Source organism: Chryseobacterium paridis (assembly GCF_016595215.1).
Classification (GTDB): domain Bacteria; phylum Bacteroidota; class Bacteroidia; order Flavobacteriales; family Weeksellaceae; genus Chryseobacterium; species Chryseobacterium paridis.
On sequence record NZ_JAENHK010000010.1, the window covers coordinates 772954 to 798342 of the forward strand.

Annotated in this window: 22 protein-coding genes; 18 read left to right on the forward strand and 4 right to left on the reverse strand. The window is 35.1% G+C overall.

Translation table 11 applies throughout. From position 1 onward, the window contains the following. Positions 1-130: 130 nt before the first annotated feature. Both JHL15_RS12940 and JHL15_RS12945 read left to right on the forward strand, forming a co-directional pair. Positions 131-787: a phosphatase PAP2 family protein gene (locus tag JHL15_RS12940; protein ID WP_200246317.1), complete on the forward strand. Its 657-nt coding sequence runs from the start codon at positions 131-133 to the stop codon at positions 785-787. Between the two features lie 283 nt (positions 788-1070). Continuing rightward, positions 1071-1763 (forward strand): MgtC/SapB family protein, encoded by a 693-nt coding sequence (locus JHL15_RS12945; RefSeq protein ID WP_200246319.1) that lies wholly within the window; start codon positions 1071-1073, stop codon positions 1761-1763. 82 nt (positions 1764-1845) lie between these two features. Here the strand turns inward: JHL15_RS12945 and JHL15_RS12950 are convergent, their stop codons facing one another. Beyond that, the gene (locus tag JHL15_RS12950) at positions 1846-2235 is read right to left on the reverse strand and encodes a VOC family protein (protein WP_200246321.1); all 390 of its coding nucleotides are present in this window, start codon (positions 2233-2235) and stop codon (positions 1846-1848) included. A gap of 90 nt (positions 2236-2325) precedes the next feature. Here JHL15_RS12950 and JHL15_RS12955 point away from each other — a divergent pair, with 90 nt between their 5' ends. From JHL15_RS12955 to JHL15_RS12990, 8 genes are all read left to right on the forward strand, one after another. Next, positions 2326-3513, forward strand: a complete 1188-nt coding sequence (locus JHL15_RS12955) for an MFS transporter (protein WP_200246323.1) — start codon at positions 2326-2328, stop codon at positions 3511-3513. Further along, the gene (locus JHL15_RS12960; RefSeq protein WP_200246325.1) at positions 3507-4256 is read left to right on the forward strand and encodes a DeoR/GlpR family DNA-binding transcription regulator; all 750 of its coding nucleotides are present in this window, start codon (positions 3507-3509) and stop codon (positions 4254-4256) included. Before JHL15_RS12955 ends, JHL15_RS12960 begins: the two co-directional genes overlap by 7 nt. A 471-nt stretch (positions 4257-4727) precedes the next feature. Then, positions 4728-6389 (forward strand): T9SS type A sorting domain-containing protein, encoded by a 1662-nt coding sequence (locus tag JHL15_RS12965; RefSeq protein WP_200246329.1) that lies wholly within the window; start codon positions 4728-4730, stop codon positions 6387-6389. Next, complete coding sequence (locus tag JHL15_RS12970; protein ID WP_200246331.1) at positions 6386-9622, forward strand: hypothetical protein; 3237 nt, start codon at positions 6386-6388, stop codon at positions 9620-9622. Before JHL15_RS12965 ends, JHL15_RS12970 begins: the two co-directional genes overlap by 4 nt. 4 nt (positions 9623-9626) lie before the next feature. After that, the gene (locus JHL15_RS12975) at positions 9627-13235 is read left to right on the forward strand and encodes a DUF6443 domain-containing protein (protein ID WP_200246333.1); all 3609 of its coding nucleotides are present in this window, start codon (positions 9627-9629) and stop codon (positions 13233-13235) included. Then, positions 13228-13410, forward strand: coding sequence for a hypothetical protein (locus JHL15_RS12980; RefSeq protein ID WP_200246335.1), 183 nt, complete (start codon positions 13228-13230; stop codon positions 13408-13410). The genes JHL15_RS12975 and JHL15_RS12980 overlap by 8 nt, the downstream gene beginning before the upstream one ends. A 61-nt stretch (positions 13411-13471) precedes the next feature. Beyond that, a complete protein-coding gene (locus JHL15_RS12985; protein ID WP_200246337.1) occupies positions 13472-14497 on the forward strand; it encodes an RHS repeat domain-containing protein in 1026 nt (341 codons plus the stop codon). Further along, entirely contained in the window at positions 14481-14861 is a 381-nt protein-coding gene (locus JHL15_RS12990) for a hypothetical protein (protein ID WP_200246339.1), read from the forward strand. Before JHL15_RS12985 ends, JHL15_RS12990 begins: the two co-directional genes overlap by 17 nt. Before the next feature lie 143 nt (positions 14862-15004). Here JHL15_RS12990 and JHL15_RS12995 read toward each other — a convergent pair whose 3' ends face one another. Further along, entirely contained in the window at positions 15005-15292 is a 288-nt protein-coding gene (locus JHL15_RS12995) for a DUF6150 family protein (RefSeq protein WP_200246341.1), read from the reverse strand. Between the two features lie 158 nt (positions 15293-15450). Next, positions 15451-16299 carry an AraC family transcriptional regulator gene (locus tag JHL15_RS13000; protein WP_200246343.1) on the reverse strand — a complete coding sequence of 283 codons (849 nt, stop codon included), beginning with the start codon at positions 16297-16299 and terminating at the stop codon, positions 15451-15453. 87 nt (positions 16300-16386) lie between these two features. On the opposite strand from JHL15_RS13000, the gene JHL15_RS13005 reads away from it, so the two are divergent. Further along, on the forward strand, positions 16387-17577 hold the full coding sequence (locus JHL15_RS13005; protein WP_200246345.1) for an MFS transporter: 1191 nt from the start codon (positions 16387-16389) through the stop codon (positions 17575-17577). A gap of 304 nt (positions 17578-17881) precedes the next feature. Here the strand turns inward: JHL15_RS13005 and JHL15_RS13010 are convergent, their stop codons facing one another. Next, positions 17882-18151: a hypothetical protein gene (locus tag JHL15_RS13010; protein WP_200246347.1), complete on the reverse strand. Its 270-nt coding sequence runs from the start codon at positions 18149-18151 to the stop codon at positions 17882-17884. A 122-nt stretch (positions 18152-18273) separates the two neighbouring features. On the opposite strand from JHL15_RS13010, the gene JHL15_RS13015 reads away from it, so the two are divergent. From JHL15_RS13015 to JHL15_RS13045, 7 genes are all read left to right on the forward strand, one after another. After that, the gene (locus JHL15_RS13015; protein ID WP_200246349.1) at positions 18274-19104 is read left to right on the forward strand and encodes a helix-turn-helix domain-containing protein; all 831 of its coding nucleotides are present in this window, start codon (positions 18274-18276) and stop codon (positions 19102-19104) included. Between the two features lie 52 nt (positions 19105-19156). Next, positions 19157-20290, forward strand: a complete 1134-nt coding sequence (locus JHL15_RS13020) for an FAD-dependent oxidoreductase (protein WP_200246351.1) — start codon at positions 19157-19159, stop codon at positions 20288-20290. A 156-nt stretch (positions 20291-20446) separates the two neighbouring features. After that, a complete protein-coding gene (locus JHL15_RS13025; RefSeq protein WP_200246353.1) occupies positions 20447-21073 on the forward strand; it encodes a TetR/AcrR family transcriptional regulator in 627 nt (208 codons plus the stop codon). A gap of 100 nt (positions 21074-21173) precedes the next feature. Further along, entirely contained in the window at positions 21174-22460 is a 1287-nt protein-coding gene (locus JHL15_RS13030) for a TolC family protein (RefSeq protein WP_200246355.1), read from the forward strand. A 6-nt stretch (positions 22461-22466) separates the two neighbouring features. After that, positions 22467-23396: an HlyD family secretion protein gene (locus JHL15_RS13035; protein ID WP_200246357.1), complete on the forward strand. Its 930-nt coding sequence runs from the start codon at positions 22467-22469 to the stop codon at positions 23394-23396. Positions 23397-23624: 228 nt separating this feature from the next. Further along, complete coding sequence (locus JHL15_RS13040; RefSeq protein WP_200246359.1) at positions 23625-24566, forward strand: ABC transporter ATP-binding protein; 942 nt, start codon at positions 23625-23627, stop codon at positions 24564-24566. Next, positions 24556-25299 carry an ABC transporter ATP-binding protein gene (locus JHL15_RS13045; RefSeq protein ID WP_200246361.1) on the forward strand — a complete coding sequence of 248 codons (744 nt, stop codon included), beginning with the start codon at positions 24556-24558 and terminating at the stop codon, positions 25297-25299. Before JHL15_RS13040 ends, JHL15_RS13045 begins: the two co-directional genes overlap by 11 nt. Positions 25300-25389: the final 90 nt, after the last annotated feature.

The following is a 25389-nucleotide window of genomic DNA, read 5'->3' on the forward strand; positions in this document are numbered from 1 at the left end:
GTTGTGAAAGAGTCTTTAGCATTGTAATGATGAAAATAATTGGATTGATTGGGCCTGTTGGTTGCCTGCACATGCATTCCAAATTAATTCAAAATCTGACTGCTATCTTGCACTGATTAATTTAAAAAACATGAAATTCATCCCATTTTTGGAAGCCAATAAAAAGCTTTTATTTAACGCAACTTTCATTAGTCTGGTTGTTATCTTTATTCTGTTAAGCCTATTTGTTACATTCATTTCTCCGGAATATATAGATCTTCATATTTCCAGGGAGATTCAGGAAAGTCAAACTCAGAATCTGGATACATTGATGATAGGAATCAGCTGGCTGGGAAGAACGCCGGTATCTATTGTAATGGTATTCTTAACCTCCCTTGTTTTTGTGGTATTTAAGTATAAAAAAGAAGCCTTGTTTATTTTATCTACATTACTCTCCGGTATCGTCGGATTAATTTTGAAGATACTCATCAACAGACCTCGTCCTTCTCAGGATCTGGTGGTTCTTTTAGAAAAAACACAATATCAGAGTTTCCCGAGTGGACACGTTTTATTTTATACTACTTTTTTCGGAGCATTAATTCTTATTTTCCTCCACATGACCAAAATAAAATACACCATTAGAATACTACTTATAACCCTGTGTCTTTTAATGATCTTTTTCGGAGCCTTTTCCCGAATCTATTTGGGTGCTCATTGGTTTACAGATGTTCTGGGAGGATTTATTGTAGGAATAATCTGCCTATTCGCAATAGGATCGGTTTATGTGAAGAATATAAGGACTGTATAGTGAAATGGCAAAAAGGCGAAAAGGCAAAATCGCGGATTTGTGAATTTGTGAATTTGTGAATTTGTAAAGTGGCTAATTGCATAATAGTAACTACAAATTTACAATTTCCTCTGCACCGCCTTTTTGCGATTCAGCAATTTTGCCTTTTAACGATTTAACAATTCCCCAGAATGGTATCGTTTTTGCGAATAAATCCCTATGAGTTGTTTTATATCCTTTTAAAAACTATGCACAAATAGTAAAAACACTCACAAATATTCGTTCAACTTTAATTCTAAAGAATATGCTTAATTACAACTTAACTAATCAGGAGATAGCTATCCGTTTACTTGTTGCTGCTGTATTTGGTGGACTTGTAGGCTGGGACAGACAACGAAAAGAAGGAGTTGCAGGTTTAAGAACCCACATGTTGGTATGTGTAGGCTCGGCCTTAATTATGATTGTTTCAGCATTTGGTTTTAATGATATTATGGGAAAACCTTCAATAGTGCTTGACCCTTCCAGAATTGCTGCACAGGTAATCAGTGGAATAGGTTTCTTAGGTGCGGGTACCATTCTTTTTCTCAGACCACAGATTATAGTCGGACTTACTACTGCAGCAGGTTTATGGGCTGTTGCCGGAATTGGATTAGCCATTGGGGGAGGTTTATATTTTCCTGCTTTTATAGCAACTCTTATCATACTCATCATCCTGGCCCTTCTAAAACCATTTGAGAAAAAATTTTTTAAAAGTACGAGGGGTAAGACCATGATATTATCTTATAACTCTAAGCTGATCAGTTTAGCTCAGATTGAAAGTATATTTACTAAATATGAATTGGTGGCAAGTGAAATATTTATACACACCAACAAAGATCATACGTCCGATGAACTGAAAGTAACTTTTGATTTTAATTCAGCACCCTCCAGCATATTGTCTGCACTGGATGAATTTAAAACAATAGAAGGCATTCAGGAAATCAATTCCCACATTTAGATATGATGTGGGAATGTAAAAAAATATAAAAACAGCCCTATTACAGGGCTGTTTTGTTTTTGAACTCTGTTTCTATTTTATATTATTCTGTAATCTCGATCCAATTACCTTCCGGATCTTCTACAATGCTTTCATAGTATCCATCTCCTGTAGTTCTGGGCTCTCCGACAATGCAATATCCATCATTGCGCAATCTGTTTGTTAATTCGTCTACTTTATTTTTATCTCCAACAGATATTGCTAAATGAGCATATCCCATGGTCAGTCCTCTGTTATTATTCTCTGCAATATCCGGACGCTTCATCAGTTCCAGTCTTGCTGAAGAATTATTTTTAAAGGATAAAAAATAAGAAGCAAATTGTTTCACGGGATTTTCATACCCCTTATTACTTTCCATTTCAAAGTAAGCTGTATAGAAATTTCGCATCAGCTCTATATTATTGCACCAAAGGGCAAAATGATCAAATTTCATTTTTTTAATTTTAAATTTTTAAACATTCTTCTTAAAATACATTTGCAATATTATGCAAATTTGCATAATATTGCAATATAAAATAATTCAATGAAGATTGACCCAAAAATAAAAAAGGCGAAAACAGCGACCCAATTGATATTTTTAGTTTGTGGACTGGGAATAGCAAGTTGGGCTCCGATGGTTCCACTTGCCAAAGACAGGCTTGGATTGAATGAAGCTGATTTAGGATTATTGCTTCTTTTACTAGGAGGTGGAGCATTGTTGATGATGCCATTATCAGGAATGATGATTAACAAAATAGGCAGCAGAAAGGTTATTGCTATAAGTGTTTTGTTAAGCGCTCTTCTTCTTCCATGGTTATTAATCATATCGGATATTTACGTTATGGGAGCTATTCTTTTTGCTTTTGGATGCAGCATAGGAACCATTGATGTTGCCATGAATGCCCATGGTGTACAGGTTCAGAATGAATATGGAAAACCGATCATGTCTTCTTTGCATGGATTATTCAGTGTGGGTGGGCTTTTCGGATCACTTGGCTTAGGTTTCCTGATGAAGCTGGGACTGAATCCAATCTATGCTGCCATAAGTATATCGATCTTACTTATTTTTCTCCTGGTGATTCAGTTTCGGCATCTTTTTGATTATGAAACAGAAAGAAAAATCATCTTTAAATTCTCTCATGTTGATGTGGAAAGCAAAAGTACAACCGGTTTTCAATGGCTGGATTCTAGGGTTCTGATATTAGGCATCATGTGTTTTATTGTTTTTTTATCCGAAGGAGCAATGCTGGATTGGAGTGCTGTATTTCTAAGAGATGATAAAGGAATTGAGCCTGAGCTTTCCGGAATAGGGTACGCTGCATTTTCTGTAGCCATGGCTGTGATGAGATTATCCGGAGATTCTCTTGTGAGCAGGTTAAGCAGCAGTTGGGTAGTGGTCGGTGGAAGTATTGTAGCTTCGGTAGGGGTGATACTTTTAACTTTCAGTCCATGGATTCCTTTATCATTGGTAGGGTTTATATTATTGGGATTAGGCGCAGCGAACATTGTTCCTGTCTTCTTCAGTGAAGGCGGAAGAATTTCCGGAATCTCGTCAACTGTTGCTATCCCCGCGATTACAACAATAGGATATGCGGGATCGCTTGCAGGGCCAGCTTTATTAGGCTTTATTGCCCATCATTTTTCTTTGACCGTTGCATTCGAAATCATAGCTTTGCTGTTTGTTTTGGTCGCTATCATCTATAAATTCAGAAATAACCAGCCATCATGTTAAAAGAAGAACGTTTTGAGGTCATATTGACTCAACTAAAGAAAAAAAAGAAGGTTACGTTTGAAGGCCTGGCATCAGGTCTTAATGTGTCTGAAGATACGATACGAAGAGATATAGAACAACTTCATCGAAATGGTCTTTTATCGAAGGTTCGTGGTGGTGCAATATTAAGAGAAAAAGATCCGCTTTCATTCCATGACAGACAGTCTTTTTTAGCCGATGAAAAAAACGTTATTGCTTTAAAGGCACAGCAATTCATCAAAGACGGTATGACGATATTTTTAGATGGAGGAACTACTGCCTGTGCAGTTGCGAATTATATGCCTGCTGATATCAATATCCGTGTTATAACAAACAACACTTCACTTATTCCTATCCTGAGTAAATTCAAAAGAGTAGAGCTGATCCTTCTGGGTGGAGTATATGACGAAGATTTAGCTGTTACCACAGGAAATACAACTTGTCGGGAAGCATCCCAATTTATTGCAGACCTCTTCATTATGGGAACCTGTGCAATAGACGCCGATTTTGGAGCATCAGCAACTTCCGTCACTGACGCGGAAACCAAAAGGACCATGATCCGATCATCAAAGAAAACAATTGCACTCGCCAATCAAAGCAAACTTCGTCGCACAGAACCTCTTAAGATCTGTAATATTGAAGATCTTGATGTGCTAATTACGGATTTATCGGCTGATGATAGTGAACTGGAATCTTTTAGAGGATTGAATGTGCAGATTGTGTAAGGCTAGTATTTTAATGTAATAATGCATCCATCAAAAATACTGGGGAAAATTTATTTATACTATCACGTATATTTTTAATCTTGTTACCTATAAAGGCCCTTCTCCATTAAATTCGGAGAAAATTGCGAAAAAAAAGAGAGCCAAAACAGAGTCTTGCCTTGTGTAAGGCTCTTCTTTTACTAAAAATATTCCTTTGATTCTTTTAACTCATTTAATTTTTTTAATATGCTTCTACAATATTTACCAAAAGGTGAAATTAATATCTAAATCAAAATTTCATTTATTTCTTTCTTACATTAAAAAGATTTCCATTATTAGATAGATACTTAAAATTTCATTTGTAAAATTAAATTCACTTAACGATTCTCCACATTGTTTGTTCAAAAATAAAATAAGCACATATTTTCTTTGATGCAGTTGAATGAATCATTTAGATTAGCTGCCATTAACAAGAAACACAAATGTTTACCAATGAAGAAACTCTACTTCAGTGCATTTTTGGTATGCACTATTTTGGGCCTCAATGCTCAGGAAGTGATCTGGCAAAAAAATATTAATTCTTCTACTCAGGATTTTCTTAGCCAGGTGACAACAACTATTGATCAGCAGTATTTGATTACGGGAAGTGTTATACAAGCTGGAAGTTCGAAGCTGGATGCTGGAAGTAATGCCAGGCAAAATAACGGATATGATTTTCATTTGGTAAAACTGAATCAGCAAGGTGATCAGGTTTGGGAGAAATATTTTGCAGGACAAAACCATGATTATCTTTCTGCTACAGTGACTACTCAGGATGGGGGATTCTTACTTTTAGGAACCTCATACTCAGGAAAAGGTCTTGATAAAAAAGATGATTCCAAGGGAGGATCGGATATTTGGCTCATCAGAATCAATGAATTTGGTGATGAATTGTGGCAGAAAACTTTAGGAACTTCTGCTGACGAAGAAGCTAGGGCTGTTATTCAAACAACAGATTTAGGATTTTTTGTAGCTGGGAATGTGCAAAGTTCACTTCAAGAGCCTCAGGAAACTTCGACACAAACGATATCTGGTTATGGTTCAAAGGATGTTTGGATCACCAGGCTTGATAAAAACGGAAAAGAATTATCACAACTTATTTTAGGTGGAAGAGGATTAGATGAAATAAAGAAAATGATCCCAACGAAAGATGGTGGGGCATTATTAGGGATCTATTCGAGGAGTTCCGAGGTTCGGGATTCGAGTTCCATGAATGAAAGCCCAACCACAGGAACCTCGAATCCCGTATCTCGCTACCCAAAGACCACGACCAATGAGGGTGAAGGAGATTACTGGATCGTAAAGCTCAACAAAGACGGAAAAGTAGAATGGGAAAAGAACTTTGGCGGAAAGAGTGATGATCATTTAAGAACACTGGCTTTGACTTCAAATGGCTATATCATCGGAGGAGAATCAAGAAGTGAGAGATCAGGAAATAAGACTGTAGGAATTGAAGAGGGAACTGACTTATGGCTAATCTCTTTGAATGAAAGAGGTGATGAACAATGGCAAAAATCTCACAACTTTAAAAACAGGGATATTTTAATGGGGATGAGTGTGATAAGCGGGAAGCAGGATGATGGAAGTGGGAAGTCATCAACCAAAGGAATATTGTTGGGTGGATATACTCAGGCTGAAGGAAGAATGGAAACAAACGATGAAACATTCTGGATGCTCTATCTGAATCAGGATGGTAATGAGCAGTGGAGAAAATATGTGAAGGGAGAGTCCAGAAAAAGAGAAGAAAGATTATCTGATATCAAACTAAACAGAGATGGTTCTATCATTTTAGCTGGAACCAGCGCAGAAGAACTTGGAAAAGAAAACTGGAAGATTATCAAACTTGGAGATAAACAGCTTGATCAGTTAATTGAAAAACAGGATATCAAGATCTATCCGAATCCTGTATCAGATTATGCTTATGTGGAGATTGGTTTTGATTTCAAGGAGGCAGATATCACTTTGTACGATATGGGAGGAAGACAGCTACAGACTTTGAAAACTAAAAATAAAGTAACAAAGATTAATACTCAGTCATTAATACAAGGAGCTTATCTGGTGGTGATCAAAACAGATACGAATAAAACAGCTAATGCTAAACTGATTAAAAAATGAAACTATTAATTAAAACAACAATTATCTTACTTTTTATAAAGTCCTTTGCTTTTGCACAAAATGTTGATGAACTTATAAAAAAAGATTTTATAGAAACTGAAGACCTAGAAAAAAATATCTCAAATAAAATATTTTCCGAAAATATTCTTCAAGCATCCCCCGTTGAAAAAAGAGATATTTTTAATTTTAATACGGTAAATGCTACTGAAGTTGATGGCTTTAATGGAAAAGCAAATATTACAATTCCAATATATGAAATAAAGCAAGATGGTTTAGTTATTCCAATACAACTCTTATATAATACAGGAGGAGTTAAAGTAGATCAATTCGCAACAGAAGTTGGTCTAGGCTGGAGTTTAGATGCAGGCCCAGTAATTAATAAGGAAATAGTAGGTATGCCAGATTACAGATCTGTCTGGGGGTATACACAAACTTATGGGTTAAAGGAATATTTACACGGATATCTAGCAGCAGAAGGGCCGTCTTGGGGAATTGATTCTCCTGATCTGTATAATATCAATATTAAAGGAGGAACAGCTTCATTTTACATTGATAAATCTTTTAATCCCATTCTTATTTCACCGTACAATGGTATTAATATTTCTCTAACTCAAGGAAGATTTGATGAACAGTTTGTGAAAAAGTATGGATACTACAGAAATTTTACCGGAGTTTCTGGAGTGTGCTCTTCAAGGCCAAATACACCAACTTATCTCCTAGGCTACTATAGTGACTATAAATGTGAAAATATTTTTAAAACTTATAAAGAAACTAAATCGATTGACATTATTTTTAATAGGTATACATATAGTTTTCGGGATGCTGATTATAGTATTCCTGTCAGTTTAATGACCTTGCCTGATACGTGTCCATTAGATGGTACGCCATGCTGGGGGAACACTTCAAGTAACATTGAAAGGTTGATCCCTAAATATAATATTACCAGTATAAATGACAACTTAACACAAAAAAAAGTAATTTTTCTTTACGAAGAGTTAGCAGGTTCTAACAGTTATATAAGACATTCTCAAACTTTTAACATGATACTACCTGGAATATCTGGTGATTACCCAATTCCTTCTAAGATTGTAGATGGATACAGTAGAGATTATGATATTTACATGAAAAAACTTATATCTAAAATAGTTACAGATAAAGAACAAATCGAATTTATTTATTTAAAAACACGAGAAGATAGCAAGTCTTTAGATATTCTAATTAATAGTCCTACAAACTTTAGTACTTATTATCCAGATCCACTTTTATCAGAAATATATATTAAAGATAAAAACAATAGAGTAATAAATATGTACAGTTTCAACTATGAATATTTTAACTCTCAATGTACAAATCCAAATTTACAGAGAAATATGGAGCAATGCAAGCGATTGAAACTGGTTAGTATGGTAAAATCCCCATCTACTAAACCCAATGAAAAAGAAGAATATAAATTTGAATACTATGAAGATTCTTTTTTACCTCAAATAGGATCCTATAGACAAGATCCCTTTGGATACAAATCTTCTCTTTCTGATTCTCAAACTTCTGAATCAACTAATTATGGTGTTATTCTACCCAAAAAACCAAAAATGTTTACATATACGGATGATATCGCCAACAGTAGTGATAAGCTTACGTATGTCTCCACAATAAAAATACCATCATTAAATCCTATTTCCGATATCGGATATGAACAAACTTTATCTAATCTACAAAATAGCAGAGCATGGAGTTTAAAAGCTATAGAGTATCCTACTAAAGCAAAACAATACTTTAATTATGAGTTAAACTCATTTTCTTGGAAAGGAAATAATATCCAAGGTGGAGGAATTAGAATCTCGAAGATAGATGTCACAGATGGTTATTCTAATTATTCGATTAAATATGTGTACGAAAATGGAAGGGTAATCAGTTTACCAACCTATAATGGACATCAACAATTTTCTTTCGCCTCTAATAATATGGTGGAAGCTAGACCACAAAATTTCTACTCCAAACTTTACTATATAAAAGGAAGTGTAGTAACATATGATAAAGTAAGTAAATTGATTGATAATAAAGGTAAGACGATTAATGAATATACTTCTATAAATGAGTTTCCAATGAAATTAGAAGGAAAGCACAATCCTACAAATACTTTGATTAACCTTTATCCTTATTATTATGGTATAGGAAATCTGAAATTCAATTATTTACTTAAAAAAGATCATATAGGAAATCTAAAAAATGAATTTATATATGACAAAAATAACGTTTTATTAAAAGAAACTAATATTACATATTCAAATCAAGAAACTTCTTTTCCAAATAATTACCCAATAATAAAAAATCTTTCATCTTACCCTACATATGATCGTGATACAGAATTTAGCTATTACCCAATAGGGTATCCTGGCGGATATAGTACATCTCCAAAGTTTAGTTATCTTCCTGAAAATTATAGAAAGCTAAGAAACAATATTAAAAGTAAAAAAATAACTGATTATTTTAATGAAGGAAGTATTATTACTACAGAAAATTACAATTATTTAGATTCGCATAATTCTATTAAAAGTATAACGAAAGTACTACCTACCGAAATTATCTCTGAAGAATACTTATATCCTTTTGAATCGGGCTTACAGTACAATACAATAATGGCCAATGATGAGAGATACAAATTTATAAAGACTGGAAACATAATTAATAAAAATTCAAATTTCATTACAGGTGACTTAAAATTTTACAAAAATTTTAATGGGAATCAATTACTTCTTTCTGAATATAAAAGAATATTACAAGATAATAGCTTATTTACAGAAAAGACAATTGATCAATATGATTCAAAAGGAAATACCCAGCAATACACCACAAAAGATGGTATTTCCACAACAATCATTTGGGGATATAACCAAACACAACCCATCGCAAAAATAGAAGGGGCTAAACTATCTGATATTCCACAATCTCAAATTACTGCTATTGTAAATGCTTCGAATGAAGATGCTTCCGATCCAACAAAAGAAAATTTGTTGATAACGGCGCTGGATAATTTCAGAAAAAACACTAGCTTATCTTCTTATCAGATTTCTACTTACACTTATGACCCTTTGATCGGAGTTACCAGTGTAACACCTCCATCAGGAATACGAGAGGTCTATATTTATGATACTGCCAATCGATTGAAAGAGATAAGACAGGATTCCAAGACGGGTAATATCGTTAAAGAATTCAAATACAATTACAAAAACTAACACAATGAAAAAAATAATAATTCCTGTAAGCACCTTGGTTCTTATGATCAATTTTGCTTATTCCCAAAGCCTACCCAATACAGAAAACTATATCCAAACCAGAACCTATATTGATTCTGTAAAGACAAGCAGTGCTACTGCCAAACAGTTTCATACAGTTCAATACTTTGATGGCTTGGGAAGACCTAAACAGATCGTTAATGTTAAAGCTTCTCCAAAAGGAAGGGATGTTGTTACTCATATCGAATATGATGGATTTGGAAGACAAGTCAAAGATTATCTACCTGTTCCACAAGCTCAAACCCTAAATGGCGCTATAGTTCCAACACCTTTATCTAATGCTACTCAGGTAGGGATATACGGACAGGAAAAAATTTATGCTGAAAAGAGTTTGGAAAACTCACCTTTGGATAGGATATTAGAACAAAAACAAGTTGGAACAGCATGGAATAATAAACCCATAAAGTTTGAATATGATGCGAATGTTTCTAAAGATTATGTAAGAAAATATGAAACTGCCACAACATGGGATTCTACGGAAAAAATGACAGTAACTACAGTTAAGCTACCTCAGTATTTTTTACCCAATACGCTTTATAAAAATGCTGTTAGTGATGAGGATGGTAATAAAACAATAGAATTTAAGAATGGACAAGGGCAACTTATTCTATCCAGAAAAGTTATTAGCGCTACAGAAAATGCAGACACCTATTATGTATACAATGAGTATAATCAGTTAGCTTTTGTTATTCCACCACTTGCTTCAGCACCCACTGTCGTAGCTGAGACTGTAGAAAACCTATATTATCAATACCGTTATGATGGAAAAGGCAGATTGGTAGAGAAAAAACTACCAGGCAAAGGTTGGGAATACATGGTATATGATAAAACTGACAGACTCATAATGACTCAGGATGCTGAATTGCGAAATAAAGGAAGATGGCTGATAACAAAGTACGATCAATTGGGAAGATCTGTCTATACAGGTCTTATTGCAAGAGGAAGTAGAGCAAGCCTGCAGGATATTGCCAATAGCAGAGTAATCATAGAATCAAGGGATGATACTACAGGTTTTACATTAAACGGAATGAAAATCTATTACAGTAATTTTTATTTTAATAATATTGAAACAGTTCTTTCAGTTAATTACTATGATACTTATCCTCCAAATTCTCCTGTAGTAACTAATGTATTTTCACAAAAGCTTTTAACAGATAATCCATCCAGTAAATATACTACTAAAGGACTGCCAACTGCTTCTTATGTTAAAAATATAGAAGATGATGGGTGGACTAAGAATTTTATGTGGTATGATACAAAAGGAAGATCCATAGGGAACAGGAGTATTAATCATTTAGGAGGTTTTACCATTGTAAACAATAGGCTTGACTTCGCGGGGACCATCATCCAAACCAATACTTATCATAAAAGGCTTGCTTCTGATCCTCAGATAAGTATACAGGAAAGATTTACTTATGACCACCAAAATAGACTTCTAAGACATACCCATCAGGTAAATACGAATCCTATTGAAATCCTAGCTCTGAATATTTATAATGAGCTTTCACAATTAGAAAGCAAGAAGGTTGGAGGAACTACAACATCACCCCTTCAGGAAATTGATTATGACTACAATATCAGAGGGTGGCTTACTGATATTAATAAAAATCAGATGTTAGTTCCTAATCTTGGTGGAAAATTATTTTCTTATAAAATCAAATATGAACAGAAACAAGGAATCACTAATCCATCACCTTCATTATTTGCTGGAAAAGATGTAAAACCGAAATTCAATGGAAATATCGTTGAAGTAGATTGGCGAATCGTTGAAAGTTTAGGAGTTAATCCCTCCCTTACTCCAAAAAGATATGGTTATGCTTATGATGCATTAAACAGATTGACTGCAGGTTATTACCAGAACCCCAATAATCCTAACAGTAGGGAAAATATCGAATCCCTGTCCTATGACTTGAACGGAAATATTATTAATCTTTACAGGACTTCTGTTATTGAAAATAATAACACGACTCCTACCGTCATTGACAACCTCAATTATACCTACAGAGGGAATCAGGCAACAAAAATCAAAGATGAAAGTGGAAATAAGACTGGTTACGAAGGCACCCAAGGTTCGCCTATTGAATATGATTTGAATGGGAATATGAAAAATATGACGGACAAGCAAATTACAGGAATTAGTTATAATTACCTGAACCTTCCCAATTCTATCAATATCGATTGGGGTCAAATAACAACATATATCAAAACAAAATACCGAGCCGATGGCGTAAAACTAAAAAAAGAAAACATCAAAACTTCTACAGGTTTTTCGGGAACTGATACGAATACGCAGGAAACTGATTATCTGGATGGATTTCAATATTTAAAAACTACCTCTACGAGCTCAGGAGGCGGAGGCGGTTCAGAAATGATGACAAGCAGAGCATATGAACCAGAAGCATTTACTCCTACAGGAGATCGTGAACCTGAGACTGGTCCTTATGAAACTTTGATTACTGCTGATTTAGCAGTTCCCACATTACAATTTTTCCCAACTACAGAAGGATTTTATGATTACATAAATAAACGTTATATTTATCAATATAAAGATCATCTAGGGAATATAAGGCTAAGTTATGCTAAAAACACCACAGGAGCAGTTGAAATTTTAGACAGCAACGATTATTATCCTTTTGGAATGAATCATCTGAAAACAGGAAATGCCTTCTTTGGACCAAGTAGTTTTAAAAATTACAAATACAATGGGAAGGAATTACAAGAGACTGGAATGTATGATTATGGGGCGAGATTATATATGTCGGATATAGGTAGATGGGGGGTGATTGATCCTCTTACAGAAACTTCGAGAAGATGGAGCACCTATAACTATGCTTATAATAATCCAATTAGATTTATTGATCCTGATGGAAGACAGGGTACAGATTGGTTCAAAAACTCTTTTGGCGACATGGAGTTCAGAAGTGATATTCAGAGTCAACAAGATATGACTGATAAAGGAGTTGAAGGGGAATATGTAGGTGAAACGTCTCAAGTAGGAAATTTAACTTACGCAGCAGATGGAAATGTATATGACGATTCTGCTTCTGGTGGTGGATTACCTGTAGAAAATGGTAAAGTTAAAGATATTGCAGAAGTTACAGCTACATTTAAGTCAAGTCCTTCTTCAATTAGAAAAGGATGGAATCTTTTAGCAGATAATGTTATTTCAAAACCGGTTGAAGGGATTCAAGTTGTAGGATACCTTTTTTATGGAACTGGACTTGCAATATCTGACATGATTGAAACGGGAGATGTTGGGGATAAACATATAAAAATGGATATAACTCTAAGGGGGTTCAAGGACGGTAAATGGCAGAAAACGCTAGAATATAAAGATGGAAGCACTATAATGTCTGAAGCTGATAAATTTGAAAAATTAGCAGTACCTGGTGTTGAAGCAATGACTGCGGGAGTTAGTTTTGGATTTAAGCCATTTACTAAGTTTGGTGCTGTAGGAAATGCTGTTGGCAATTGGGGAGTAAATACAGCTGCCAAAACTGCTGTAAAAAAAGGAACATATCAGTTAGGCCCTAAAAAAGATAAAAATGATTGATTTTGTATTTGGAGGATTTGGAGCATTTATTAGATGGATTTTTGTATATAAATGTAATTCAAAAAAAATGGCTGAATCTTATAATTCTAACACAATGCAAGAGGGAATAAAGAATAATTTAGTGGGACTTCTTTTGATACCTATAGCTATTATAATAGGATTATTGATTAAATAACACCGCTCTGCGAAGTTTGTAACTTCGTAGCAGATAATAAACCACCGATCATCTAGGGAATGTGAGATTAAGTTATCTCAAAAATACCACAGGAGCAGTTGAAATTTTAGACAGCAACGATTATTATCCTTTTGGAATGAATCATCTGAAAACAGGAAATGCCTTCTTTGGGCCAAGTAGTTTTAAAAATTATAAGTACAATGGTAAAGAACTTCAGGAAACCGGTTTTGTGTCTATGGACTTCAGACATTATGCTCCTGATATTGGTCGTTTTGTATCTCAGGATAGAATTTCTGAAATAATGCCTAATCTGACCCCATACCGTTTCGCTTTTAATAATCCTGTTTATTTTTCTGATCCAACTGGTTTGTTTGAAAAAGGAAATAATGTGTTAGCATATCCAGAACGGCCAGGAACAGAAAAAAGAGAAAAATGGGTTGATAATGATGGAACTTTCACATGGAATGGTAATATGTGGATAGATAATAATGGAGCTGGTATTTCCTATAAAGAAGGGCAAATTGAGGAAGTTTCAGTTGGTACATCAAAATCTTCTTCATCTTCTAGTTATGCTGGAATTGAAAATGATATTTCTTCAAGTATTTGGTTAACCAATACTGCGGTTGGGGCAACTTCCGCGTATACAGTTTATAGGGGTCAGTATCATTTGAGTAATGAATTATGGAGATATCAACCTAATGGAAAGCAAAAAATTATAACCCCATGGAATAAAATGAAAAATGGAAAAAATTATTGGAATAATAATTTTGCGAAAACAGCAAGACTCAGCCAGTTAGAAAAAGTGAAAAATATAAGAAATATTAGTTCAAAATTAACAAAAGCTGGAGGTATTTTACTTGGAGCAGATATTATTTTATCTGGAGAAATTAAACCATCTCATTTTGTAAATGGATTTATGTTGGGACTATCAACCTCAGGTGTTGGTTCAATAGTAGCAGGCGCCTGGTTTATTGCAGATTTTGGAACAATGGGAGCAAATTACTTAATTAATGGTGAAGCAAAGGGCTTAGGCGACATGCTAGATGAATCAATTGGAACTTATGAAATTTATGATGGAATATATTAAACCAAAATTTCCAGCTTTTGATATTGATTATAAAGGAAGTATGGATTATATAAAAGAAGACCCTTTGTTTATTGATGAATTTTATTATTCTAAATCCAATGATTATTTTAATAATGAAATTTTAAATCATACAATAATTGATAGTAATGGAAATACATTTAAAATAGTAGGAAAAAAAGATCTTTCAGGAATAATTCGATTTTTACCTTTTTCAAAAAAGGCAGAATATATATTTGAAAAGCTGGAAAAAAAGTATACTCTTGAAGAATTGAAATTGATACTCAATAAATTTATCGATAATAAAGAAATTCAAGAGAATATGATTAAAGCAAAAAATATTGAAGATTTATTTCTTGGAAGGTAATTTTTTCGCCCTCCTCTTCTGATACTTCATTGATCCTTTCGTGTGGTAATGTATAAAACTTAGTACTAATAACAAACAAAAACTAAACCACTGTATCAGTGGTTTAGTTTTACAAAAATCTATTTTTTTAATTTGTAACTCGATCAGCTTTTTAATTTACCTTTCAATGGGTGCTCACCTTGCCAGCGGGCACTTGCATCATCTTTTACATAATGAATTGATAGATCAGCAGCGGCCTTAGAGTTGGAGAAACAAATCGAACGATCTGAGCTGTTCTCAAAGTTCTCAATATACCAGAAAGCTTCATTTTCCAGAGCTTTCAGTTTCGAGCTTGTTTTATAGACCAGTAAATCAGCTGAGCTTTCAACATCAGTTTCATATACTACAAGGTCATTTTTGGATTGAAAATTTTTAATACTAATACTTGGCATGTGTTCGGTGTTTTGGTGTTATTTGATAACGACATTTGATGTAATCAATTTCGCTGGTCTAAAGATAGTGATTTATAATTTAATGAATAATAACACCTTACAACCAACTTTGAGCTTTCATCTTTCAACTTTCAACTTTCCATTTTCAACTATCAAAACTAAACCCCTTCCATCACCCTTTGTTTACTTTTTCTAAATTCCGTCAAACTGATCTTATGCCGCTTTTTGAAGAATTTATTTAAATGGCTTTCATCCGCAAAACCAAACTCGCTTACAATCTCATTGATTCGCATATCGCTGAACATCAACCTATGCTCAATCAATCTCATTTTGAAGTTATAGACATAGTTCTGAATGGTTTCCCCACATTGATTTTTAAAATAACTTCCTAAATAAGTTTCAGACAATCCAAATTTCTGACTGATAACGGAAGCCTTCAATTGCTGTGGATCGTAAATATGGGTCTGGATATGACCAATGATTGCCAACATTCTTTTATCTGAGTTAACTGTAGCATTTACAGGTCTCATTTTCGATATATTCCTTGCTGCAATCACAATTAATGCGTTTACATAATGCAGTGTAAGATCTTCCTGATAAAGATCATTATGCTTCATGTTGTGCAGGAGTGAATCAACGATTGATTTTACTAAAAATTCATCCGGCTTATTTTTCAAAACACAGCCAGATAAATGGGAGGCATGATATAATAAACATTCAATACAATTGATACTCTTCCAGTTATATTCCCTCACATAATGTTCACTGAACTTAACAAATAAGAACTCTGACATTTCAGAAATATCAAAGTAGTGCTGGTCATTAGGAGTGAGCATGATCAGGCTCCCTTTGTTATAAGTAACCTTATTATCATTGATTTCTAAAAACCCTGATCCGGAAATAACATATACCATCTGAAAGAAAGAAAACTGCAGATTCCTTACGGGGCATTTTTCTGTTTTACAGTATTGCACATCTACCAGTTGATCTATATTTTCTTTGTTCATGTTGCAAAATTACTCTTTTATCATTAAAATATACTGATTTATTAAAAAAAATCTGTCCAATTTTGTGGAATAATTTTAAGACTCATCATGAAACGATCGATTTATATTTTGGCTCTGGGAGCTTTTGGGATCATCACTACAGAATTTGGGGTGATTGGTATTTTACCCAACATCAGTAGGGAATTTAATGTATCTATAGATACAGCAGGCTGGCTGTTGAGTGCTTTTGCGCTTACGGTAGCTGTTTCTTCTCCCTTTATTACAGCATTTACCACTAAAATAAACCGTAAACTTTTATTGTGTATGGTGCTTGGTGTATTTGTATTATCAAATCTTCTTTCTTCTATTTCAACTAATTTTACCATGTTGATGGTAGCGCGGGTTTTACCGGCTTTCCTTCATCCTTTGTTCTGGAATATTTCAATGGCGATCGCGTTTAAGCAGGGTGGAGCCAAAGCAGTCTCTATAGTCATGGCCGGGCTTAGTTTAGCTACTGTTTTAGGGGTTCCACTTACCACCTATGCTGCGGACTTCTTCAATAACTGGCAAGCCTCTTTTTATATGGGAAGCTTTGTAAGCTTGATTGCATTTTTAGGATTATTATTCTTTGTTCCGTCAATGCCGGCCAGTAAGGATAAAACATCACAAAATCAGTTATATGTATTGAAAAGCCCACAGCTTTGGGTTAATCTGATTTCGACCATTCTTACATTGGCTGCCATGTTTTCAAGTTATACGTATCTGGCTGCCTATCTTGAGAAAATTACGCAGATGAACGGAGCTGAAATCAGTGTAATGCTGCTTTTATTTGGAGGTATGGGAATTCTGGGTAACTGGCTTATGGGAATTGCATTGAATAGAAATTTGCTGTTAACTGTACGTTTGTTTTTCGTGTCTCTGATCGCTGTTCAGATATTAGCTTATTACTTTGGAGGAATTTTTATAGCGATGGTTCTTATTCTTTCTCTATGGGGAATGATACATACCGGCGGTTTCTTGGTTCCTAACATTCGAACTACTCAGGCTGTTCCACACAATGCCCTCGAATTTGTCAATAGTTTGCTAACTTCTTGCTACAATATCGGGATATCATTAGGGGCTCTCGTAGGAGGATTGATCATTGCGAAATATGGAATTCATCAAATCGTATGGATCAGTATCGGATTACTCGGTGTTACTTTTGCCATCAGTTTTATCACTTTTCCGAAAAATGCAGAGATAGAATTAGAAGGCGAAGAAAAAGAGGAAATAGCGACTTCCTCCGTAATATGCGAATAGGTTTGGGCAAAGTAAATAATCTGTGTCTGAGCCAAGGAATATTGAACACTAACGTTGTCATTTCGAGTAGATTTTTATAGAAAATCGTATCGAGAAATCTTTTTAGCACATCTCGATACATTTTTCTCCTGAACTACGTTCGCAGGATTACATCCTGTATTACGAAAAACACTCGATGTGACGCTATTCGCTCTTATACTGAATAATAAATAATTTTTTTCTTCTCATCTCAATACAGTTTCATTCTGAATATCTACAGAATAAGATTGTATTGAGATTATTTTTTTATCAATTTTAAAAGCTTTTATTTATTTTCCTTTGGGGTGATGTGGATTACATTAGCAGCTCCGGGTTCTATGACAAGCTGCACTCCTGATCCTCTTTCTTCATGCCTTCCTTCAATAGCTGATCCCGTGGATAATGTCAGTTTTCCTTGCCAAACAGGATGTGGAGGAACAAGAGCGATTTCAATTTCTTCTTCTTCAAGCTGTATGATAATCGATTCAGCATCGATCTTTGTGCGGGTTCCATCTTTCGATACCGCATACGTTGCATATTGCTTATTTTCATTCATGTCTTTATAATTTTAATTCGTTAAGTTAAAAAAAATCTTCTTTTGTTATGGTTGATCGTGACCGTTTTATTTTTAATTTAGTACTACTTTTTAAATAGCTTTAATACCAATACTTATTTATTATGCCTCCCGAAATGTATCATCAGGAATTTGATGTCCCGGAACAATTACAGGATACTATAAAATGTTTCTGGTATAATAGGAGGGATTCTGCAGAACCGCAATCCATCTTTGAAGTAACTCCTGATGGCTATGCTGAAATTATTTTTTATTTCAGTGGTGAATGCAGTGTTATTCAAAATGGAATTCTTCAGCCATTGCCCTCACCGTTTATGATGGGATTGCTTAATCAACCCGTTCATTTTCACATGGCCAACCGATTGGAAATTATTGCTATAAGATGTTTCCCATGGACTGTTTTCGATTTATTGGAGCTTCCCTCTGGTAAAGTAGGAGTACATACTTTTGAACACCCCATTGCACAACTTCATTCCACATTGGAAGCATTGGTTCGACAAGGGAAAATAGAGGACGCCATAGATCAGGTAAAACAATATTTTCTCACAATGCGTTCACATGTTTCTACTGATAGTATGCTATTCAAAGCAGGAGTTGCCTTGAGAGAAGCAAAAGGGACGTTACCTGTTAGCCAGGTCGCTGAAGCGGCTAATGCAACGGTCCGAACATTAGAACGAAAATTCAAAGAATCATCTGGTCATACCGTTAAGGATGTATCCGGTCTCATGCGTTTTGAGCAGGCAAGAAATCATTTATGGCTACATCCGGATGTTAATCTCGCTGGATTGGCAATTGATCTTGGGTACACGGATCAATCTCATTTAAGCAAAGAATTTAAGCGCTATACAGGTATTACCCCTGCAGCATTCGCCAGAAAAGCTAAAAAAGGACGACAGATGATAAGCAGTGATTTTGTCGCATTTGTACAATCCTAAGCTCAGTGCATTTCTGACATTTGTATTGAAATTAACATACAAATTAAAAGACATGCAATATTTATTACAAAACAAGAGAGTAGCAATCATTGGTGGTGGACCAGTAGGTTTAACAATGGCTAAATTACTTCAACAAAAAGGAGTAGATGTAACCGTTTATGAAAGAGACTATGATGCACAAACCAGAATCTGGGGTGGTACACTTGATCTTCATAAAATTTCAGGACAAAAGGCTTTGGAAAAAGCAGGGTTACTGGAAAGTTATTATGCTACCGCAATCCCTATGGGAATTATCTTTGCCGATGAACAGGGCAATACATTACACACCCGAAAACCCACCCCCGAAAACCGACATGATAATCCTGAAATCAACAGAAATCAATTAAGAAAGATATTATTAGATAGTTTAACACCTGATACGGTTGTTTGGGACAGAAAATTAACAAATCTTGAAGAGCATAATGGTAAATGGCTGTTACAATTTGAGAACCAACCAGATGCTACAGCTGATTTTGTTATCGTTGCCAATGGTGGAATGTCAAAAGTAAGAAGCTATGTCACCGATACTGAAATCGAGGAGACTGGTAGCTTTATTATTCAGGGTGATATTCCTCAACCTGAAATCAATTGCCCTGAAATGTATCACTTATGTGATGGCAGCAGATTAATGACTTCTAATCAAGGGAGTTTATTCGTTGCCAATCCATATAACAATGGTTCGTTAACGTATGGCTTGATCATTCAAAAACCTGAAGAATGGGATCATAATCATGGATTAGACTTTCAAAATAAAGATCGTGTTATTGAATTTCTTTCCAATAGATTGCCTAATTGGGGAGAGCCATTCCAACAGGTATTTCAATCAACCTCTTTCTTTGTTGGATTACCTACAAGAAAGCTACCACTGCACACGTGGAAACAAAACAGACCACTCCCTATAACACTTATTGGTGACGCTGCTCATCTTATGCCTCCTTTTGCTGGCCAGGGAGTGAATATTGGATTGGTTGATGCATTGACCTTATCAGAAAACCTTACTGAAGGTAACTTTGAAACCATAGATGCTGCTATTAAAGATTATGAAGAAAAAATGATGGCTTATGCTACAGAAGCTCAGCTTGAATCTGCAACAAACGAAGCAGAAATGCATGATCCAGAGTTTTCATTTCTTCAGTTTTTTGAATAAAAAATAAGTGAAGTAACTCTCTTGTAAAAATCTTAACCCATCCTTATAAAAGGTTGGGTTAAATTTTGTAAGAAAAGTATATTTTAATCATTTGATTAAAAATTTTGTTTAATTATAGAAATATTTTTTACATTTGCAACAGAAGAACGAACTCATATGAAAGAAGAATCTAAAAAAAAGGACACTAGCACAGAAGAAAAAATAAAAGAAGCAGCACGAATCGTATTTTATAGAAAAGGATTTGCAGCTACCAGAACCAGGGATATTGCTGAAGAAGCAGACATCAACCTGGCTTTGCTTAATTATTATTTCCGAAGTAAGGCCAAATTATTTGAGATCATCATGCTGGAAACAATGGCGGGATTCTTTCAAAGTTTATTGGTTGTTTTAAATACTGAGCAAACAACTCTTGAAGAAAAAGTAGAGCAGGTAGTCGGAAAATATATTGATCTTATTATCAAGGAACCTGAAATTCCAACTTTTATCATTAGCGAGCTCAGAAATAATCCTAATCTGCTGCTACAAAAAATTCCTCTAAAAGAAGTTGTACAGTCTTCAGTATTCCTACAACAACACCAGGAAGCAGTAAAAAAAGGGCTGATCATTGAACCCAATCCTTTGCATTTTTTAATCAACCTGTTAGGGCTTACTGTATTTCCCTTTATTGCAAAACCTATGTTGATGGGCAGTAACGAATTGAATGATAAAGAATTCAACACCTTAATGCTACAACGTAAAAAGCTTATTCCTATCTGGGTTAAAGCGATGATGGCGGCAGGTTAAATTTTTTTGACCCTAATTTAATCAAATGATTAAAACGAAATTTTAAACAAGAATTAAGAAAACGATAAATGATTTTTTAACCTATAAACGATGAGTTATTATGTATAAAAATGCTCAAAAATACTTGCTGATTCTCTTACTGGGCTGTGCCTCACCAACACTCTTTAAAGCACAGTCGGAAAAAATAAGTCTGGAGGAATGTTACCGGTTGGCAAAAGAAAACTCTCCTACGATCAGAAAAAGAGAGATCACCTCCAAAACCTCAGATTACAATGTCAAAAATGCCAACAAAAATTATCTTCCACAGATTACTTTTTCCGGACAGGCAACCTATCAGTCTCAAACGATCAGTTTTTCTGATGTGCTTGGATCTCTTCCAATCAATGCCGCACTGCCTTCACTCAGTAAAGATCAATATAAAATCCAGGGTGAAATAGATCAGGTAATATATGATGGTGGAGTAACATACAATCAAAAAGAGCTTACAAAAGCGAACACCGAATTGCAGTTACAAAATATTGAAACCAGCTTGTATGCTTTGAAACAAAGGATCAATAATTTGTTTTTCTCTATCATATTAATGGATGAGCAACTGAAACAAAACGATCTCAACAAATCCAATCTACAGACTCAGGTACAAAAAACAGAAGCTGCATTGAAGTATGGAACAGCGTATCGCAGTAATGTAGATGAGCTCAAAGCAGAAATCATCAATATTGAAATGATGAGCACTGAATACACCACGAACCGTGAAGCGTATCTTAAAATGCTTTCTCTTTTCATTGGCAAAGAACTCTCTGCTTCTACACAACTGGAGCTTCCTGATAATCAACTTTTCCAAACAGACATAATAAGACCTGAACTAAAAGCTTTTGATCTTCAAAAATCAGTGTATGATCTTCAGAAAAAACAATTAAAATCAGAACTCCTTCCTAAAGTAAGTGCATTTTTCCAGGGAGCTTATGGCAGACCTACCCTTAATATTATTGAGAATAAATTCGGTCCCTGGTTTATTACAGGAGTCAGATTCAGTTGGTCTTTGGATAGCCTATATACCACATCCAATAAAAAAGAAATCCTGGAGCTCAATAAAAAGACCGCAGATGCAGATAGGGACACATTTTTACTCAACACCAGACTTGATCTTACCCAACAGGATGAACAGGTAAAAAAATATTCTCAATTGCTGGAACAGGATGAAAAAGTAATCGTTTTACGCCAATCCGTAAAACAATCTGCAGAAGCCCAACTTGCCAATGGTGTTATTACCATTCATGAGTATATTCAGAAGCTTAATGCAGAACATCTTGCCAGACAAACCCAGATCCTGCATCAGGTTCAGTTATTACAAGCGAAATACAATCAGAAATTTATAACCGGAAATTAATTAAAAATGAAAAAAAATATCATATTCTTAGCCACAGCTTTAGTATTGAGCGCCTGCCAGCAAAAAGACAATTTTGATGCTTCGGGAAATTTTGAAGCTGATGAAGTGATTGTGTCCGCACAGCAAGATGGTGAATTGATTTCTTATTCCGTACAGGAAGGATCAAAGCTTAAAACAGGAAATAAAGTGGGACAAATCGATGTAAAAATAGCCACTCTTCAGAAAGAACAGGCTGAAGCTAGCATTGGTGCTTTAAACCAGAAAACCAGCAACGTAGATGAACAAAACCTACTGATCAGAAAGCAGCTCGCAGTGCAGGAAGCTCAACTCGATCAGCAACTTCATGAGCGTACCCGTACCGTTAATCTATTGAAAGCCGATGCAGCAACCCGCAAACAACTTGATGATATAGACGCTGCAATTGACCAGCTCAGAAAACAGATCGCAGTCACCCGCCAGCAACTTTCAGTCAATGATTCAAACACCAATACCCAAAACCGGGGTATTTTAAGTGAAAAAGCACCCCTGGAAAAAACTGCCGCTCAATTTCAGGAACAGATCAACAAAGGACAAATCATTAATCCTATTGATGGAATTGTGCTTGTTAATTATGCACTTCAGGGAGAAATGCAGATAATTGGTAAACCATTATATAAAATTGCCAATACCAATACCCTTGATTTACGTGCTTATATTACCGGAACCCAACTTCCACAGATCAAAATCGGACAAACTGTGAAAGTAAGAATTGACCAGGGCAAAAAAGGATATAAAGAATATCAGGGAGTCATAAAATGGATTTCAGATAAATCTGAATTCTCCCCAAAAACCATCCAAACCAAAGACGAAAGAGCCAACCTTGTTTATGCTATAAAAGTACGTGTAAAGAATGATGGTTATTTGAAAATTGGGATGTACGGTGAGGTCGTTTTTTAATTGAAAGTTGAAAGTTGAAAATGGAAAATTTAGGGTTTAGGGTTTAGGGTTTAGGGTTTAGGGTTTAGGGTTTAGGGTTTAGCAAAAATAATTCATAATTCATAATTCATAATTCATAATTCATAATTCATAACTTTTAATTTCAACTTTCCACTTTCCATTTTCCATTTTCAACTCATAATTCATAACTCATAATTCATAGCTCATAAAACTTCTAATTCAAAAAAAATGCATTCAGTAATTGTAAAAAACCTGAGTAAAACCTACGGAAGCACAAAAGCTGTTGACGATGTTTCATTTGAGGTGAAAAAGGGTGAACTATTTGGACTTATTGGTCCTGATGGTGCCGGAAAAACCTCTATTTTCAGAATCCTGACCACCTTACTACTAGCGGACGGTGGAACAGCCATTGTAGAAGGCCATGATGTAGTTAAAGAATATCAGACAATCCGAAATAAAGTAGGTTATATGCCTGGAAAATTTTCATTGTATCAGGATCTTACTGTAGCGGAAAACCTGAATTTTTTTGCAACATTATTTGGAACTACGATCCGGGAAAACTATGATCTTATCAAAGATATTTATGAACAGATCGAGCCGTTCAATAACAGAAGAGCAGGAAAACTTTCTGGTGGAATGAAACAGAAACTGGCTTTATGTTGTGCCCTGATCCACAAGCCTGATGTATTATTTTTAGATGAACCCACAACCGGAGTAGATGTCGTTTCAAGGAAAGAATTCTGGGATATGCTGGCAAGATTGAAAGAACAAAATATCAGTATAGTGGTTTCAACTCCTTATATGGATGAAGCTAAGCTCTGTGATCGTATTGCATTGATCCAGGGAGGGAAATTAATGTCCGTAGATGAGCCTGAAACGATTATCAAGAATTTCCCTAAGCCTCTTTTTGCGGCGAAAGCGAAAAATATTTATCAGTTACTGGAAAATGTAAGATCCGATAAAGCCATTGAAAGTTGCTATGCATTCGGGGAATATCTTCATATCACTCTGGTTTCAGAGGATGGAACAGAAAAAGATATAGAAGAATTGGCCAGTCAATATCATCCTGAAGAGCTTGAAGTAAAAAAAATCACCCCCACCATTGAAGATAGTTTTATCCGATTGATGCGGGAACAAAAAGAAATAAAAGAAACAGCTGATGGAAAATAAAGCAATTATTTGTAAAGACCTGACCAAGCAGTTTGGTGATTTTAAAGCAGTGGACGGCATTTCCTTCGATGTAGATCAGGGCGAAATATTCGGTTTTCTGGGAGCCAACGGAGCAGGAAAAACCACTGCAATGCGTATCCTCTGCGGGCTTTCTTTTCCAACTTCGGGAAAAGCGATCGTAGCAGGTTATAATGTATACAAGCAGCAGGAAGAGATCAAGAAAAATATAGGATATATGAGCCAGAAGTTCTCCTTATATGATAACCTTACCATATTAGAAAATATTGAATTTTATGGTGGAGTATACGGAGTCTCACGTGCTGATATAAAAACACGGAGTAATGAACTGATTTCCACACTAGGCTTAGAAAATGAAGCAAAAAAACTGGTCGGATCTTTACCATTAGGCTGGAAACAAAAACTAGCTTTCTCAGTAGCGGTATTCCATAAACCGAAAATTGTATTTCTGGACGAACCCACAGGAGGAGTAGATCCTATTACAAGACGACAGTTCTGGGATATGATCTATCAGGCTGCTGCAGATGGAATCACGGTATTTGTAACCACCCATTATATGGATGAAGCAGAATACTGTAACCGGATTACTGTAATGGTGGACGGAAGAGTAGAAGCAATGGATACTCCAACGAATTTAAAAAAGAAATTCAATACCCATTCTATGGATGAAGTTTTTTATCAGTTGGCTAGGGGAGCGAAGAGGGGTGAAGGGTAGTTGATGATTGATAATTTTTAATTGAAAATGGAAAGTGGAAAGTTGAAAATGGAGAATTTAGGGTTTAGGGTTGAAAATTATGAATTATGA